The sequence below is a fragment of the Hymenobacter segetis genome (assembly GCF_038448715.1).
In the GTDB taxonomy this organism is placed as follows: Bacteria; Bacteroidota; Bacteroidia; order Cytophagales; family Hymenobacteraceae; genus Hymenobacter; species Hymenobacter segetis.
In genome coordinates, this window is record NZ_JBCEVZ010000052.1 from 1 (window position 1) to 16265 (window position 16265).

Annotated in this window: 14 protein-coding genes and 1 pseudogene; 6 read left to right on the top strand and 9 right to left on the bottom strand. The window is 60.2% G+C overall.

The window, feature by feature from the left end; all coding sequences use genetic code 11:
- The 6 genes and pseudogenes from AAFH49_RS17085 to AAFH49_RS17110 all read right to left on the bottom strand — a co-directional run.
- Positions 1-482 (bottom strand): annotated as a pseudogene (locus AAFH49_RS17085) (hypothetical protein); the annotation flags it as partial.
- Between the two features lie 13 nt (positions 483-495).
- Entirely contained in the window at positions 496-1215 is a 720-nt protein-coding gene (locus tag AAFH49_RS17090; protein WP_342300081.1) for a hypothetical protein, read from the bottom strand.
- On the bottom strand, positions 1215-1604 hold the full coding sequence (locus AAFH49_RS17095; protein WP_342300082.1) for a GntR family transcriptional regulator: 390 nt from the start codon (positions 1602-1604) through the stop codon (positions 1215-1217). The genes AAFH49_RS17090 and AAFH49_RS17095 overlap by 1 nt, the downstream gene beginning before the upstream one ends.
- A 12-nt stretch (positions 1605-1616) precedes the next feature.
- Positions 1617-2393: a hypothetical protein gene (locus tag AAFH49_RS17100; protein ID WP_342300083.1), complete on the bottom strand. Its 777-nt coding sequence runs from the start codon at positions 2391-2393 to the stop codon at positions 1617-1619.
- Positions 2377-3234 carry an ABC transporter ATP-binding protein gene (locus tag AAFH49_RS17105; protein WP_342300085.1) on the bottom strand — a complete coding sequence of 286 codons (858 nt, stop codon included), beginning with the start codon at positions 3232-3234 and terminating at the stop codon, positions 2377-2379. The genes AAFH49_RS17100 and AAFH49_RS17105 overlap by 17 nt, the downstream gene beginning before the upstream one ends.
- A gap of 148 nt (positions 3235-3382) precedes the next feature.
- Positions 3383-3697 carry an SHOCT domain-containing protein gene (locus AAFH49_RS17110; RefSeq protein ID WP_342300086.1) on the bottom strand — a complete coding sequence of 105 codons (315 nt, stop codon included), beginning with the start codon at positions 3695-3697 and terminating at the stop codon, positions 3383-3385.
- A 15-nt stretch (positions 3698-3712) separates the two neighbouring features.
- Here AAFH49_RS17110 and AAFH49_RS17115 point away from each other — a divergent pair, with 15 nt between their 5' ends.
- The gene (locus AAFH49_RS17115) at positions 3713-4960 is read left to right on the top strand and encodes a hypothetical protein (protein ID WP_342300088.1); all 1248 of its coding nucleotides are present in this window, start codon (positions 3713-3715) and stop codon (positions 4958-4960) included.
- A gap of 520 nt (positions 4961-5480) precedes the next feature.
- Here the strand turns inward: AAFH49_RS17115 and AAFH49_RS17120 are convergent.
- The 3 genes from AAFH49_RS17120 to AAFH49_RS17130 form a co-directional block, all read right to left on the bottom strand.
- Positions 5481-7109 carry an acyl-CoA carboxylase subunit beta gene (locus tag AAFH49_RS17120; protein ID WP_342300089.1) on the bottom strand — a complete coding sequence of 543 codons (1629 nt, stop codon included), beginning with the start codon at positions 7107-7109 and terminating at the stop codon, positions 5481-5483.
- A 213-nt stretch (positions 7110-7322) separates the two neighbouring features.
- Entirely contained in the window at positions 7323-8327 is a 1005-nt protein-coding gene (locus tag AAFH49_RS17125) for an MlaD family protein (RefSeq protein WP_342300090.1), read from the bottom strand.
- A gap of 113 nt (positions 8328-8440) precedes the next feature.
- Positions 8441-9181: an N-acetylmuramoyl-L-alanine amidase family protein gene (locus AAFH49_RS17130; RefSeq protein ID WP_425293342.1), complete on the bottom strand. Its 741-nt coding sequence runs from the start codon at positions 9179-9181 to the stop codon at positions 8441-8443.
- Positions 9182-9377: 196 nt separating this feature from the next.
- On the opposite strand from AAFH49_RS17130, the gene AAFH49_RS17135 reads away from it, so the two are divergent.
- The 5 genes from AAFH49_RS17135 to AAFH49_RS17155 all read left to right on the top strand — a co-directional run bounded on the left by AAFH49_RS17135 (position 9378) and on the right by AAFH49_RS17155 (position 16243).
- Positions 9378-12557: a putative LPS assembly protein LptD gene (locus AAFH49_RS17135; protein ID WP_342300092.1), complete on the top strand. Its 3180-nt coding sequence runs from the start codon at positions 9378-9380 to the stop codon at positions 12555-12557.
- A 146-nt stretch (positions 12558-12703) separates the two neighbouring features.
- Positions 12704-13519 (top strand): 3-methyl-2-oxobutanoate hydroxymethyltransferase, encoded by an 816-nt coding sequence (gene panB / locus AAFH49_RS17140; RefSeq protein ID WP_342300094.1) that lies wholly within the window; start codon positions 12704-12706, stop codon positions 13517-13519.
- A 252-nt stretch (positions 13520-13771) separates the two neighbouring features.
- On the top strand, positions 13772-14482 hold the full coding sequence (locus tag AAFH49_RS17145; protein ID WP_342300096.1) for an RluA family pseudouridine synthase: 711 nt from the start codon (positions 13772-13774) through the stop codon (positions 14480-14482).
- A gap of 270 nt (positions 14483-14752) precedes the next feature.
- Positions 14753-15541 carry an acyl-CoA desaturase gene (locus AAFH49_RS17150; RefSeq protein WP_342300097.1) on the top strand — a complete coding sequence of 263 codons (789 nt, stop codon included), beginning with the start codon at positions 14753-14755 and terminating at the stop codon, positions 15539-15541.
- 156 nt (positions 15542-15697) lie between these two features.
- Positions 15698-16243 carry a 30S ribosomal protein S16 gene (locus AAFH49_RS17155; RefSeq protein ID WP_342300098.1) on the top strand — a complete coding sequence of 182 codons (546 nt, stop codon included), beginning with the start codon at positions 15698-15700 and terminating at the stop codon, positions 16241-16243.
- Positions 16244-16265 lie beyond the last annotated feature (22 nt).

Sequence of the window (16265 nt, forward strand, 5' to 3'; positions counted from 1 at the left end):
GCCCCCACCCCTTCCCACAATCGGCTCTCAAACAGCGCCGAAGTAGCCTCAGGCACGGCCGGCAGGTTCACCACCACGCGCAGGCGGTTCCAGTCCCAGGCCAGGAGCAGCAGGCCCGCCAGCAGCATCAGCCCGGTGATGACGGGCGTGCCCCGAAAGTCGTAGGAAATGGTGATGACGAAGATATTGGCCATGATGCTCACATAAGCCAGCGCCCCCAGCAGGGCGTAGCGCTGCGTGAGCAGCAGCAGCCCCGCCACACACTGCGCCCAGCCAATAAACTGCCAGTACAGCCCCGACTGGTACATCATCTCGAAAAAATGGCCGACGCTATGCGCCTCCGCCGTGTCCGAAATCTGCGTGAAGCGGTGCCCTTTGATTTTAATCAGACTGGCAAACACGAACGCGCCGCCCACCAGGTAGCGGGTATAAATAACGGCCAGCTGCAGCAGCAGCGAGTGTTTCAGGGCTTGGCGGGTCATGGCGACGGGCGTATTATTTCAGGCCCAGCCCCTGCGCCGCCGCCCCACCAAAGGTGACCGTGGCGCTGTCCGAAAAATGGTAGCGCAGCTGCGGAATTCTCGTTTTCAGGGCCAATTTGCTTTGGTGTTCGATGGCCAAATCAGCGGCCTGAATGTTGTTGGTGCCCTCCACTACCAGGATGGCCGTACTGCCCGCCGGCGCTTCGGCCACCGCCCGAAGCCGGCGCAGGTTGTTGCTCTCCAGCGTCACGGTGCCCGCCCGGCGCTGGTTCACCCGCAGGCTGTCCTGGTTGAAATTGCGCACCAGCACCTCGCTGCTGGGGTCGTTTCGGTAGTCTTTGCGCGTGACCGCCAGGTAGCCCGCGTCCGTGGTCAGCTGTTGCAGCTGCGGGCAGTGAATAATGACGTGCGGCTGGCCACCCAGGAAATGCACCTCTTCCGGCGAAGTAAGCGTCACGGCCAGCGTGCGGCCGTGCTGGCGGAGGCGCACGTATTCGGTGGCCTCCTTGTTTACCCACACGCCCGCCGGGCCGGCTTCAATCTTCACCCGGAAGTAGAGCCCGGCCGGCACTTCCACGGCATCGAAGCCGGTGCCGACCTGTTTGGTGAAGTTGTGCAGCGGGTCTTTGTAGTGGCCGGTGCGGTATTCGGCCAGCAGGGCGGCATCGTAGGTGGCCATGGAGCCGAGCACCAGGGCCACGGCGGCCACGAAAAGCTTGTTACTGGTTTTCATCAGGAAGGGACGGTGATAGGTTGCGGTTGGGCACTTTTGAATTCCTCGTAGCGGCGCTGCACCTCGGGCAGCCCAATGCCCAGCAGCAGCATGGTGCCGAACACCTCCGGCAGCTCCTGGCTCAGAAACCGCTCGCGGCGGGCGGCCTGCACCTGCTGCACCGCGGCCGGGGCCACGAAAAAGCCGATGCCGCGCTTGTTGTACAGCACCTCCTGGCTTTGCAGCAGCTCGTAGGTGCGCATCACCGTGTTGGGGTTCACCTGCAAGTCGCCGGCCAGCTCGCGCACCGACGGAATCTTGCTATCCGGCGGCCACTTGCCGCGCAGTATCAGCTCGCTCACGTACCCGGCTATTTGCAGGTAAATGGCCTCGTTGTCTTTAAATTCCATGACTTTCTTCCCTTAAATCTGCTTCTCCGTGACGCGTAGGTAGGCCGCCGCCCAGGCCAGCAGCATCACGCCCACCGGCACCAGCAGAAACCAGCTGTTCTGCGTCGGCTCCAGGTTCACCGAATACCACTCCTGCCCGTCCCGAAAGCCCATGCCCGCGAAGGGCAGCACGCCGTCCAGCTTACGCCCCACCAGCCCTTTCACCACCTGCATATTCGCCAGCGACACCAGCACCCCGACCAGCAGCAGGCCAAACGCCGTGCGGACAAACTGCTGCTTCTGAAAGAAAATGCTGCCCCACAAAAACACCGCATTCACCACCGCGTAGCCCACCAGCGACCAGTACAGCTTGCTCTCGTTCGAGAACAGCCGCACCATTTTCGGCGTTTGGCCGTGCCAGTCCTCCAGGTTCACCACCAGCGCATCAATCAGGTAGAAGCACCCCACGTACACCGCGATGAACAGCGGCACCGAGTACAGCCAGCCCACCAGATACTTCTCCCAGTGCGAGGCCGGCAGCATCAGCGCCGCCGTGGTCTGCTTCCGGTTGCCATAAAACGAGAAAACAGTGCTGGAAAAAATCGCGCCCGCCGCCAGCAGCCCCATCACAAAAATGACGCCCTGCATGTCCGGACTCACCGGCTGGCTCGACGAAACGGCCACGAACCCCAGCACCAGCCCAATGCCGCCCAGCAGCACCCCCGTGGCCAGCAGATAGCCGCCCGCATGCTCCGTGGTGTGCTTGCTGAACAAGCGCCCAAAGCGCGACAGATTAAAGAACTGGCTCATGAGTAGGTTGCTTTTGAGATAAGTAAGACATCAGCGCGGGAGCCTCGCCCACCAGCGCATTAAACAGCAATTCCAAATCGACACGGCCCGGCATGCCGCCGTGGTTGGGCCGAATGACATAGGCCCCGCGGATTGAGCCTTCGCTGTAAAGCGCCGTTTCATCCGCCTCCGGCACCGTGGCAAACGTCAGCCGCTCGGCCAGCTCGCCCAGGTCGGCATTGAGCACGATGCGCTGGCCGTGCAGCACCACCACGGTATCAATCAGGCTTTCCAAATCGCGCACCTGATGGGTCGAGATTATCAGGCAGCGCTCCTCCGTGAAGGCCGTGGCCAGGAGCTTGCGGAACTGCGCCTTGCTCGGAATATCCAAGCCGTTGGTGGGCTCGTCCAGCACCAGCAGGCTGGTGTTGGCGGCCAGCGCAAAGGCAATCATGAACTTCTTCTGCTGCCCGAAGCTCAGCGCCGTAAGCACCGCCTGGGCCGGCACCTCAAACTCGACGAGGTAGTGCGTCAGCGCCTCGTGGTCGAATTTTGGGTAGAAGCCCGCCGTCTGCTCCACGAATTTCGCGGCCGTCACGGCCGGCACGTAAATTTCTTCGGGCAGGAAAAACAGGTCGGCCAGCACGGCAGGCAGGCGCTTGGCCGCCGGCTGCCCCAGCACCTCGCAGGTACCGCCCTCGGGGAACGCCAGCCCCACCATGTTCTTGAGCAGCGTGGACTTACCCGCCCCGTTCTTGCCCAGCAGGCCGTAAATGTGCCCGCGCTCCAGCGTCAGGTCGAGGTGTTGGAAGAGCGGGCGCTTCTTGGAGTACCCAAAGTGGAGGTTGCGGATGTGGACCATTGTCGCGCTTGCCTAGTGTATTATTGTTCTAGTACACTGCAAACATAAACCACGAAAATTCAATCCAACAAATTTTATTTTCGACTCAATAAAAAAAGCCCACTCCTGTTAAGGAATAGGCTTTTTTTATTGAAAAAATGTCGCTCAACTAAAAGTTGGCCAGAATATTATTGCGGCGCTCGTCATACTCTGCTTCTGTGATGAGTCCTTTTTGCAGCAGACTTTTCAGCTCCCGCAACTCCATCAGCGTGCGGTTGGGCGCAGGAGCCCCGGCAGGGTTTGCCTCCTGCTCAGTCGCCGGCTTGGTACGCTGGGCGCACTGGCTACAAGTCCCGCCAAGGGCCAGATGGCCGTGTTCACAATACTTCTGCTTATTAATCATATCTATATGACTGAACTTCAAATATCCATAATTCTCTCTACGAAGTACAAAGTCCAAAAATTTCTTTTCGGTTGAATTCATATTATCTTCACTGCTGTGCCACGCCTTTCTCCACCACTCCAGTTTGCCCTGCGCAAGGCCGTTGCGACCCGCTTCGGCCAGCCGTTGCGCTACCCCAGCCATTGCGATGCCCTCGAGCTGGAGCTGCGGCAGAACGCCGCCACCGGCGGCCGCCGCCTGAGCCCCAGCACCCTGCGGCGGTTCTTCGGCCTGGTAGACAAGGAAGGCGGCTACCACCTGCATACCCTCGACACGCTGGCCCGCTACGCCGGCCACGCCGACTTTGCCGCCTTTGGCCAATCGGTTTCGGGGCTGGCAATGCAGGAAACCACCGCCCCAGGCGCAGGCACGGCCACCGACATCCCGGAGCTTTTGGCTATGGAGCAGCTGGCGTATCCTGAGCGCCTGTTGCTGGGCTATTTTCTGGGGCGCATCACGCGCCCAGCCCAGCCTGGCGGGTCCGCCGCGCCGCTGGCCCTGCAGCTGGCCACCCATCCGGCCGGCCAGGAATTCTTCGTCGAATCCTTCGTGGATTTGGCGCACCTGACCAGCGCGTTTGGCGAAGTGCTGGCTACTTACCTGCAACACAAGCACACGCCCGAAGCCCAGCTGTTTGGGAATTCCGCCCTGTTTCTGGCCGAATTCCTGGCCGAGGACGAGCCCGCCTGGCGCAAGCGCCTGGCCCGGCTGCTGGCCCTGCCCGTGCCGCCCGAAGTGCACGCCTTCCCCCGGGGCCGCCGGGCCTTTGCCGAGATAGTATCGGCCTGGTACGACGCGCCCGACCACGTAGTGCCGGCCGACCTGCTGGCCCGCCTGCACCAGGAAGCCGTCACGGTTCCGCGCACGCTGGTGCCCCCGGCCCCGCTGCCGGCGTTCTACAACCTATTCCCGGCCGGCTACCACTTTCTGATAGCCGAGGGGCTATTCCTTACCGGCCAGTTTCCGGCGCTACTCGACTGGCTGGCCCTCACCAACCGCGAGTATCCCGAGCTGCCCTGGCTGGAAACCAACGTATTCGACCAGCTGCTGCGTGCCTTCCAGGCCGTGGCCGAGCTGCGCACCGGGCTCATCAGCGCCCGCGCCCCACACCTGCACTCGCTCTTCAACCTGGAAACCAACAGCTGGCTGCTCGATTATTTCCAGGTACACATCTGGCTGGTCGAGCTGCACTTCGCCGCCGGCACCGATGCGGCCGAAGAAACCCGGCTGCGTAGCCACATCCAGGAGTTTGCCGCGCTGTATGGGATGCCGTTTTTTGAGACGGTGGCGGGGCAGATAGGTTAAGGTTTTAGTTAATGCTGCCTTTTCTCGGCAGCATTAACTAACTCGCGGCAGGCCAGCAAGTCGAGCGGCAGGGTGAAGGCTTCGGGGGGGGCGTGCCGTCACAACTGGCTAGGAGGTAGAGGGTTCTAGGAAGCCACTACAATCTAGTTACGCTTAAGCACATGTCTATTACGAAGCCTATAAGAGCGAGTCTAAATGGATATAGCAGCAACAGAGCAACCCCGACAATTAAGTAAGACTTTGCCTTTGGCATATTGTTGCTGCGCTTTTGCATGTATTTGAAGAAACAAAATGCAACGCCTAGTAGCAATGGCCGGCACTCATACACGAAGTTCACTGCTGGAATGTGATAGGTTTTTAATGCGATTTCCCCTTCTCCAAAAAACACCCAGAATGTCAGTGGGAAAACTGCGTAAATCAGTATTCCCACTGACATTGTCACAAGCAAAAAGACAATAGTAAGATGCCCAAGTGAGACACGTACCGAAAGCGCATTTTTGAAGATTGGAGTCATTCAACCTCACACCTGAATAACCCCCACGTTATACGCCTTCTCAATCGGCGCATGGTTCGCCGCCGCAATGCCCTCCGAAAGCACCTTGCGGGTTTCCAGCGGGTCAATCACGGCATCGACCCAGAGGCGGGCCGCGGCGTAGTAGGGCGATAATTGCTCCTCGTAGCGGGCCTTGATGCGGTCGAGCAGCTCTTTTTCGGCTTCGGGGGTGATGACTTCGCCTTTGGCTTTGAGGGAAGCCACCTGGATTTGCAGTAGGGTGTTGGCGGCGGCCGCGCCGCTCATTACCGCGAGTTGGGCCGTGGGCCAGGCCACGATGAGGCGCGGGTCGTAGGCCTTGCCGCACATGGCGTAGTTGCCGGCCCCGTAGCTGTTGCCCACGATGACCGTAAACTTGGGCACCACCGAGTTGGCCATGGCATTCACCATCTTGGCCCCGTCCTTGATGATGCCGCCCTGCTCGCTCTGGCTGCCCACCATGAAGCCCGACACGTCGTGCAGAAACACCAGTGGGATGCGCTTCTGGTTGCAGTTCATGATGAAGCGCGCCGCCTTATCGGCCGAGTCGGAGTAGATGACGCCGCCCATCTGCATGCCGGTTTTCTTGCTCTTTACGATTTTGCGCTGGTTAGCCACGATGCCCACGGCCCAGCCATCGATGCGCGCCAGCCCGCAGATGAGAGTCTGGCCGTACAGGTCCTTGTAGGGCTCGAATTCGGAGTTATCAACCAAACGGTTGATGATGTCCATCATGTCGTAAGGCTTCACACGGTCAGAGGGTAGCAGTCCGTAGATTTCCTGCTCATCCTGCGCCGGCTTGGCCGGGGTGGCGCGGCTGAAACCGGCCGTGGCCTGCCCGCCCATCTTGTCGAAGATGTTGCGGATATGCGTCAGGCACTCCTCGTCGGTATCGAACTTGTAGTCCGTCACGCCCGAGATTTCCGAGTGCATGCTCGCTCCGCCCAGCGCCTCGTTGTCAATGGTTTCACCGATAGCGGATTTCACCAGATAGGAGCCGGCCAGGAATACCGAGCCGGTGCCGTTCACAATCATGGCCTCATCGCTCATGATGGGCAGATAGGCCCCACCGGCCACGCAGGGGCCCATAATGGCCGAAATCTGCACGATGCCCATGCTGCTCATCACCGCGTTGTTGCGGAAAATGCGGCCGAAATGCTCCTTATCGGGAAAAATCTCGTCCTGCATCGGCAGGTACACGCCGGCGGAGTCCACGAGGTAGATAATCGGCAGCTTGTTTTCGATGCTGATTTCCTGGGCGCGCAGGTTCTTTTTGGCGGTGATGGGGAACCAGGCACCGGCCTTCACGGTGGCGTCGTTGGCCACCACCACGCACTGCCGCCCGGCCACGTAGCCGATTATCACGACTACGCCGCCGCCGGGGCAGCCGCCTTCCTCCTTATACATGCCATCGCCGGCAAACGCGCCTATTTCAACAAAGGCCGCGCCTTTATCCAGGAGGAATTCAATCCGCTCGCGGGCGGTGAGCTTGCCCTTGGCTTTGTGGGCGGCAATGCGCTTCTCGCCGCCGCCGAGGGCTACTTTCTGAAACTTCTGGCTGAGGTTGAAGCTGAGTTGCTTGAGTTGGTCTTCGTTGCGGTTGAAATCGACGTTCATCAGGAAAGCGCGGTGGGAATTTGGTGGGATGGGCACAAAAAAATCCGCCCGGAGGCGGATTTCAAAGGTACGGCGGGTTTGAATGTTGGGCCGAGTGCCAGTATGTCATCCTGAGCGGAGCGAAGGACCTTATCACGTTCGCAGCCGATTGAAATTACTGCAAATCGTTGCTCGGTGATAAGGTCCTTCGCTCTGCTCAGGATGACAAACGCACTACTTCAGCGACGAGGTTTCCACCTTTTTCACTTCTGTCTTGATGGTGCCGTCGGGCTGCTGCTTGGTTTCTACTTTGCTCTTGTCCTTACCGCCGCCAAATACCGAGAAGTGCACGTAGCGCTTGGGGTTGGCTTTGAAATCAACCAGCAGGTCGTTAGAGCTAGCCGTAGTGGCGGCCAGGTTGTTGTAGAGCGTAGAATCGTGCAGCAGGCGGCCCATCGAGCCTTTCTGGTCGCTGAGGGCCGTGTTGAGGCTTTTCACGGTAGTCTGGGCATCGGCCAGGGTCGAGTTGAGGCGGCGCAGGGCGGGACCTACGGGCGCGGCTTTCAGTGAATCAGAGAGCTGCGAGAAGTTCACCGCGATTTTATCGAGCTTGCCGGTGGTTTTGTTCAGGGCGGTGCTCATCTGTGCCAGGTTGCGGGTGATGAGGGCGACGTTGGCTTGGTTGGCCACGATGAGCTTTTGCAACGCCTCGGTACTGGCGCGCGCGCCTTGCAGCGTGCCCTGGATGTTGGTCTGGGCGTCCTTGTTCAGGAAGCTGTTGATGTGGGCCAGCGTGGCTCCCACGGTATCGAGCACGGGCAGGGCCTTGGCTTGGAAGGCGTCGGCAATGCCGGACGGCGTCACGGTGCGGATTTCTTCACCGCCGGTGTAGTTCTTCGAGTTGCGGCCCAGAGTCAGGGTGATGGCCTTCGAGCCCAGAAGCGAGCCGCCCAGGCTGGCGGTGGTGGAGTCGCCCACCACCACATCCTTCTGCAATTCCAGCGCCACGCGCACGGAGTTGCCCTTTTCGGGCTGGAGCTCCATGCTCTTTACTTGGCCAACTTTGATGCCATTGAGGGCCACCAGCGCGCCCACGTTCAGGCCATCGACCCGGGGATAGGTGGCGTAGTAAGTATGGTCGGAGGAAAGCACGTTGCTGCCACGCAGGAAATTATAGCCGATAACGAGAGCGGCAATGGCGACGATGGCGAGAAGCGCCACTTTTATTTCTTTAGACACGGAGGGTAATAGTTGGATGAGAATAGAGGGAGGCGGAAGCGACTTGCGGTTATTTACGGCAGAAATGCGACTGCTGGTCGCCCGGCAGCACAACGCCCGAATGCGCCGCTTAATTACCCGCCCTCCAGCTCGCGTTTGTATTCGCGGAAGGCGCGGTAGATGCCTGCGGCCATATACGATTGATTGGCTTTATCGTTGAGGTAACGCTCTTCGGCCGGGTTGGTGAGGAAGCCCGACTCGATGAGCACCGAGGGCATGGTGGATTTCCAGAGCACCAGAAAGCCCGCCTGCTTCACGCCGCGGCTGGGGCGGCTCACGCTGGTGCGCAGTTGCCGGTCGACGCGCTGGGCAAAGCGCAGGCTGTTGGTGATGTAGGCCGACTGGAACAACGAGAACAAAATATGCGACTGGGGCGAGCTGGGGTCGAAACCGTCGTAACGCGTTTTGTAGTCTTTTTCTTGCAGAATTACCGAGTTTTCGCGCTGGGCCACGCCCAGGTTGGCGGTGCTTTTGTGCAGGCCCATGGTCCAGACTTCGGTGCCATGGCTCTGGCTGGGGCCGGCGTTGCAATGAATGGAGATGAACAGGTCGGCGTGGTTGCGGTTGGCAATGGCCGCACGCTCGTCGAGTTCGATAAACACGTTGGTTTTGCGGGTGTAAATCACCTTCACGTCGGGCATGTTTTCCTCAATCTGGCGGCCCAGGGCCAGAATGAGGCTCAGGGCCACGTCGGCTTCGCGGGCGCTGGCCCCGGCGCAGCCCCGGTCTTTGCCGCCGTGGCCGGCATCGAGCACCACCGTGCGCAAGCGGTAGCGGTAGGGCGCATTAGCATTAATAGAAGCAGCTGAGAGCACCGAATCGGGGGCGATGCGGGCGGAGTCGGCCGGAGTTTGGGCCTCCGCTTTCCACTCGCCGCTGCCGGCGCCCAGCAATAGCAAAGCGGCACTGGCCAGGATGACAATAATCCGCACGTTGTTCGTTGAAGGGGCGGTAGCGACCTGCTACCTTTGTAGAAGCCCCAAAAGTAAACGATTTAACTGCTACTATACTTTGCCTGTTTGGTTTGGCCTTCGTTCCGAAGCTGATTTCCGGCCCGCGCCGCGCCGCCGCACTGGCTTCTCATGGGCCTACCCTGCCCTGTTTGGCCTCTTTTTTCTTCTACTAGCAGGCCTACCCGGCACCGCCTGGGGCCAGACCGGCACGCCCACTAAGCCCAAGCCCAAAACTGCGCGCAAGGCCAAAATCCAGGCCCGCAAGGCGCGGGTGAAGGCCATTCTGGCCGCCCCCACCAGCCAAGGCGACACCACCACGGTGGCCCGCCCCAAGGCCATTCCGGCGGCCAAACCCGGCCAGCGGGCCGGCTCGGCTCCTACCCCACCGGTGCGTAATATTTCCGTCGACCCGCGCGACCCCGTGGGGCCGCCACCGCCCGGCGTGCGCAATACCGGCCAGTCGCGGGTGCCCGGCGCATCGCACAAGCCCGTGCCCGATACGCTGGCCCGCCCCAGCGGCCTCAATTCGCCCACCGACACCAGCGGGCTGGTGAATGGCGTGCGCCGCACCAACGACTCAGTGCAAGTGGCGGCCCGGCCCAAAGGCCAGATTGAAACCACCATCAATTACAAGGCGCAGGACTCCATTCAGTTCGATGTGACCCAGAAGGTGGCGCGGCTCTACAATAAGTCGAGCGTGACGTATGGCGACACCGACCTGAAGGCCTACCTCATCACCATCAACTACGGCACCAACACCATGCAGGCCGACGGTCGGCTCGACTCGCTGAAGCACAAGCTGGAAGGCCGGCCCGTGCTCAAGGACAAGGGTGGCCTGTACACGGCCGGCAGCATTGCCTACAATTTCAAGAGCAAAAAGGCCAAGGTGACCGAGGCCGTGACCACCCAGGGCGAAGGCTACGTGAGCGCCTCCACCATCAAGCGGATGCCCAACGGCGACATCAACGGCCTGCTGGGGCGCTACACCACCTGCAACCTAGAGCACCCGCACTTCTACATTCAGGCCAAGCGCATGAAGGTAATTCCGGGCGAGAAAGTGGTGACCGGGCCGTTCAATTTGGTTATTGGCGACATTCCCACGCCGCTGGGCTTCCTGTTCGGCTTCTTCCCGACGCCGAATAAGAGCCGGGGCTCGGGCGTGCTCATTCCCACCTTCGGGCAGGCCGCCGACCGGGGCTACTACCTCACCAACGGCGGCTACTACTTCGCCCCGAACGACTACATCGGTATTCGCCTCACCGGCGATATCTACGCCGGCAACGCCCAGACCTGGGGCGGCTTCGGGGCTACCGCCGATTTTTCGTACCTGAAGCGCTACACCTACCAGGGCAATTTCAACTTCCGCTTCTCGAACCGGCCGCTCAACCCCATCCTGGCCACCGATGCGCTCACGACCACGCCGGTCTACATCAAGCCGCCGTCGGCCAACTCGTTCTGGGTGACCTGGAACCACACGCCGGTGCCCAAGCCCGGCGGGGGCCGCTTCACGGCCAGCGTGAACGCCGGCACCAGCAGCTTCAACAAGGTGAACAGCCTGGATGCCCGCCGCTACCTGTCCACCCAGTTCAGCTCCAGCATCGGATACTCGAAGCAGATTCGGAACTCGCCCTGGAACTACGACATCAAAGTGAGCCAGAGCCAGGGCACCGACGGCACCATGACCTTCGTGCTGCCCGACATCAGCTTGGGCCTGGCCCGGCAGTACCCGTACCAGTGGTTCGGCATCAAGCCGGGCGCGGGTGGCAAGCTGGGTGCCAGCACCTACGAGCAGTTCACCTTTAGCTACAACGTGACGGCCCGCAACGAGCTGAGCAACGTGCTCACGTCCCGCACCCTGAGCAACGGCCTGCCGCTGTTGGGCGGCACCAGCACGCCTACCAACATTCCAGTAAGCTTTGCCAACATCGGCCGGCTGCTGGCTAACTCCCGCAATGGCATGCAGCATCAGTTCGGCATTGGGCTGGGGTCTTACTCGCTGGGGCCGCACCTCAAGCTGAGCCCGTCGGTATCGTACAGCGAAGTGTGGTTTGCTCAGAAGCTGAACTACAGCTACAGTCCCGTGGCCCAGGCCGTTCGCATCGACACCACGTACGGCTTCAACCGCGTCAACGGATATTCGGCCGCCCTGAGCCTGAACACCACGTTCTACGGTACCATTGTGCGCAAAGGCACGCATAAAATCCAGGCCATCCGCCACAAAGCCACGCCCAGCCTGAACTACGCTTATGCCCCGCCGCTGGACAAGCGGGAAAGCGTGTATCCGCAGGGTGCCAATGTGTTGAGTGGCTACACCAACCAGTTCGGTCAGACTTTATTCGCCAATAATCCCACCGACGCCGCAATTCTCAATAGCTACGCCTTCAACAACTACAGCAATTTCCTGTACTCAGTGCCCGGCGGGGCCCGCCAGAGCCAGGTTTCCTTCAGCCTGCAAAACTCGGTGGAGATGAAGGTGCGCGACTCCAAAGACACCACCGGCCTCAATCCTTTCAAGAAAGTGAGCCTGATTGACGGGCTTGATTTCAACATCGGCTACAACTTCGCCGCCCTCCCCGGCGTCCAGAAACTCACCCCGCTGAACGTGATTTTCCGCACCCAAATCGCCCGGAAACTCAGCCTCAACAGCGGAGCCAGCTTCGAGGCGTATCAGCGCGACAGCCAGGGCCGGCCCATCAATAAATTTCTGTTTGAGGCCGACCCACGCAAGTTGCTGCGTCTGGCCTCGGCCAGCTTCCAGACCAATTATTCCTTCAACCCGGCTACCGGCAAGAAGAAAAGCGCTGTGCCCCGCGCCGTGGCTCCGGCCAACAACCCCAGCTTGGGCGCGGTAGGCCCCAACTACTACGCCGACTACGTCGATTTCGAGATTCCGTGGGAGCTTAACGTGTCGTACTCGGCCGGCTATACCACCAATGCTGTGCCCCTCACGCCGACCAGCACGCGCCCGCCCATTCTGGCGCTCAATAACATCCGGGCCGATGGCTCCATCAAGCTCACCGAAAACCTGCGTTTCACCACCGGGTTTGGGTATGATTTCACCAGCCAGGCCGTTACGTTCCCCACCGTGTCGTTCTTTCGCGACCTGCACTGCTGGCAGATTAACGGCACCTGGATTCCCTTCGGCCAACTCAAGGGCTACAACTTCACCATCGCGGCCAAGAGCAGCCTGCTCCAGGACCTCAAGCTGAACCGCAACCGCTACGCGCAGTATCAGTAGGCCCGGGCCGCGAACGGCGCATTTCGTTTTCAGCCCCTGCGCTTCGGCCAGGGGCTTTTTGCTGGGCGCGCGGCGCGGGCTAACGAAATTGTTGCCAGCTTTGCCCCGCCAAACGGCCTTTTATCTCGCAAACCTGCCTGCCCGCCATGTCTCAGCACAAGGAAGTCAAACTCATTACCACCCACCAGATGCTCGCCATGAAGGAGCGGGGGGAAAAAATATCCATGCTCACGGCCTACGACTACTCGATGGCCCAGATTCTCGACGGCGCGGGCGTGGATGTGCTGCTCGTCGGCGACTCGGCCTCCAACGTCATGGCCGGCCACGAAACCACCCTGCCCATCACCCTCGACCAGATGATTTACCACGCCCAGAGCGTAGTACGCGCCGTGAAGCGCGCCTTCGTGGTGGTCGATATGCCCTTCGGCTCCTACCAGGGCAACTCGTCGGAAGCGTTGCGCTCGGCCATTCGCATCATGAAGGAATCGGGCGGCCACGGCATCAAGCTCGAAGGCGGCGCCGAGATTAAGGACAGCATCACGCGCATCCTCACGGCCGGCATCCCCGTGATGGGCCACCTCGGCCTCACGCCGCAGTCCATCTACAAGTTCGGCACCTACAGCGTGCGCGCCAAAGAAGAAGCCGAGGCCCAAAAGCTCCTCGAAGATGCCCGCCTGCTCCAGGAAATCGGCTGCTTCGGCCTGGTGCTGGAAAAAATCCCCGCCTCCCTGGCCAAGCAAGTGGCCGAAGAGCTCACCATTCCCGTCATCGGCATCGGGGCCGGCCCGGACGTGGACGGCCAGGTGCTCGTGGTGCACGACCTGCTGGGCATCACCAAAGAGTTCAAGCCCCGCTTCCTGCGCCGCTACGCCGAACTGCACGACGTGATGACCGAAGCCGTGCAGCACTACGTGGCCGACGTAAAAAGCCGCGAGTTCCCCAGCAAAGAAGAAGGGTACTAGGTTCCCGTTTGTCATCCTGAGCGTAGCGAAGGACCTTATCACGCCAGAACAACTCGTTAGGCGGTGATAAGGTCCTTCGCTCGGCTCTGGATGACAGCCATTACCCTGCGCACTCCCATTCAGCTTCGTATCTTCGTGCCAGCAACAGCAAGAGTGGAGCACCCGGTGAGTGTGGTCTGATGACGTGCGGAAGCCCCCGAGGGGCCCTGGCCCGCTCCTGCTGATACTCCATATCCCGCCCGTTCCCGCCGCGTGAATCGTCCCAACCTCTGGTCCGAAGGCAGAGAAATTCTGTTCGAAGACAACCATCTTCTCGTCATCAACAAGCCCGCCGGCATCCTCGTGCAGGGCGATGCTACCGGCGACGAGCCCCTCTCCAAAAAAGCCGCCGAGTACCTGCGCTTCAAGTATAAGAAGCCCGGCGAAGCCTTCGTGGGCGTGTGCCACCGCATCGACCGGCCGGTGTCGGGCATCGTCATTCTGGCCAAAACCAGCAAGGCCCTGAGCCGCCTGAACGAGATGTTCCGGGACGATAAAATCCACAAAACCTACTGGGCCCTTACCGGCCGGCCGCCCGTGCCCGAAAGCGGCACCCTGGTGCACTGGCTGGTGAAAGACACCGTGCGCAACGTAACCAAAGCCTACCCCGAAAAGCACAGCCAGGGCCTGCGTTCCGAGCTGAGCTACGAGCTGCTGGGCATGGCCGGCAACCGCTATTTATTGCAGGTAAACCCCGTTACCGGCCGCCCGCACCAGATTCGGACCCAGCTGGCTACCGGCCTCGGTACCCCCATCATCGGCGACGTGAAATACGGCTTCATCGCCCCCCTGCCCGACGTAAGCATCGCCCTGCACGCCCGCCAGCTACAATTGCAGCACCCCGTCACGAAAGAATCAATGACTTTCGTGGCTCCCTTGCCCGACGCCCCACACTGGGACGCGGCGCGCGAGTATTATAAGTAAGACCATCTGGCCCAGGCAACAATTATCTGTCATCCTGAGCGGAGCGAAGGACCTTATCACGTTACTGCGGAACAATGCGTTGTGACGTGATAAGGTCCTTCGCTCCGCTCAGGATGACAGACGCTAGCTCGTGCCACTACGTGCAAGATTTTGGCCTTTCCGAACCGGAAACCCCACTGCCCTAACCCCGGCCGTAATTTTGTATCGTTGCCGCTGAACCTAACCCAAGTCCTTTTGCTTGTGCGGTCAGCTTCTTCACAACAGCTTCACATGGCTATTCTGATTTTTTTCGTTGCCCATTACTATCTGTCATTGTTTACGCAGACATTCTATCTGCACCGCTACGCGGCGCACAAGATGTTTACGATGAACAAGTTCTGGGAAAAATTCTTTTTCCTGTTCACCTATATCTGCCAGGGCAGCAGCTTCCTCTCGCCCCGGGCCTACGCGCTGCTGCACCGCATGCACCACGCCTACTCCGATACCGAGTTGGACCCGCACTCGCCCCACTTCTCGAACAATGCGTTCGACATGATGTGGAAGACCAAGGTGATTTACAACGACGTAGTAAACCACAACCACGAAGGTGCCAAGCGCTTCGAGGGCGACATTCCAGAGTGGAGCTGGCTCGATAAATTCGGCGGCACCGTGTACTCGCGCCTCGCCTGGGGCACGGCTTACGTGCTGTTCTACATCAACTTCGCCACGGCGTGGTGGCAGTACCTGTTGCTGCCCATTCACTTCCTGATGGGCCCCATCCACGGCGCTATCGTGAACTGGGGCGGCCACAAATACGGCTACCAAAACTTCGACAACCGCGACAAATCCCGCAACACGCTGGCCCTCGATTTCTTGGCCTTCGGTGAGCTATTCCAGAACAACCACCACAAGCTGCCCATGCGCGTCAACTTCGGCGTGAAGTGGTGGGAATTCGACCCCACCTACGTCGCCATTTGGGGCCTCGACAAAGTGGGCATCATTAAGGTGAAGCGCAAAAACATGAATTTGAGCACGATTTCTAAGCTGGCCAAGCCCAAGCGCGAAGCAATGGCAGCGTAATCATCAGTTGATATTTCAAGAAAGCCCTGGCTCCACGCCAGGGCTTTTTTTATGACCAAGCCTAGCTAATACCCTGAACAAACGCTACCTTTGCACTCCCAATTTCGGGAAACCCTCACCCGACGGACGAGCTCCGTCACACAACCCCACCGGTTTATGGCAGTTAAAATCCGCCTCGCCCGTCGTGGCCGCAAAAAGGCCGCGACTTACGACATCGTAGTAGCTGACGCCCGCGCTCCCCGCGATGGCCGTTTCATTGAGAAACTCGGCACCTACAACCCCCAAACCAACCCCGCCACCATCAACTACGACGCCGACCGCGCGTTCTACTGGATGATGACCGGTGCTCAGCCCACCGACACCGTTCGGGCCATGCTCAGCTACCGCGGCGTGCTCTACCGTCGTCACCTGCAGCTGGGTGTTGACAAGGGTGCCATCACCCAGGAAGTTGCTGACCAGCGCTTCAGCGCCTGGAAAGACGAGAAAGATGCTAAAATCGAAGGCAAGCGCACTGGCCTCGATGATGCCAAGGCTACCGCCAAGAAAGCTGCTTTCGACGCCGAAACCAAGGTAAAAGAGGCTCGTGCTGAAGCTCAGCGTCAGAAAGCTGCTGCTCTGCTGGCTGCTAACGCCCCCGCTCCGGCCGCTGAAGAAGCTACCGAGGCTCCGGCCGAAGAGGCTACCGAAGCTGCTGCCGAGTAGTATTCAGGCACCTGAAAACCGA

Excerpts from the sequence above, each read along its gene's own strand:
- AAFH49_RS17090 (WP_342300081.1), bottom strand. The coding sequence starts at position 1,215 with ATGAAAACCAGTAACAAGCTTTTCGTGGCCGCCGTGGCCCTGGTGCTC.
- AAFH49_RS17095 (WP_342300082.1), bottom strand. The coding sequence starts at position 1,604 with ATGGAATTTAAAGACAACGAGGCCATTTACCTGCAAATAGCCGGGTAC.
- AAFH49_RS17100 (WP_342300083.1), bottom strand. The coding sequence starts at position 2,393 with ATGAGCCAGTTCTTTAATCTGTCGCGCTTTGGGCGCTTGTTCAGCAAG.
- AAFH49_RS17105 (WP_342300085.1), bottom strand. The coding sequence starts at position 3,234 with ATGGTCCACATCCGCAACCTCCACTTTGGGTACTCCAAGAAGCGCCCG.
- AAFH49_RS17110 (WP_342300086.1), bottom strand. The coding sequence starts at position 3,697 with ATGAATTCAACCGAAAAGAAATTTTTGGACTTTGTACTTCGTAGAGAG.
- AAFH49_RS17120 (WP_342300089.1), bottom strand. The coding sequence starts at position 7,109 with ATGAACGTCGATTTCAACCGCAACGAAGACCAACTCAAGCAACTCAGC.
- panB (WP_342300094.1), top strand. The coding sequence starts at position 12,704 with ATGTCTCAGCACAAGGAAGTCAAACTCATTACCACCCACCAGATGCTC.
- AAFH49_RS17150 (WP_342300097.1), top strand. The coding sequence starts at position 14,753 with ATGGCTATTCTGATTTTTTTCGTTGCCCATTACTATCTGTCATTGTTT.
- AAFH49_RS17155 (WP_342300098.1), top strand. The coding sequence starts at position 15,698 with ATGGCAGTTAAAATCCGCCTCGCCCGTCGTGGCCGCAAAAAGGCCGCG.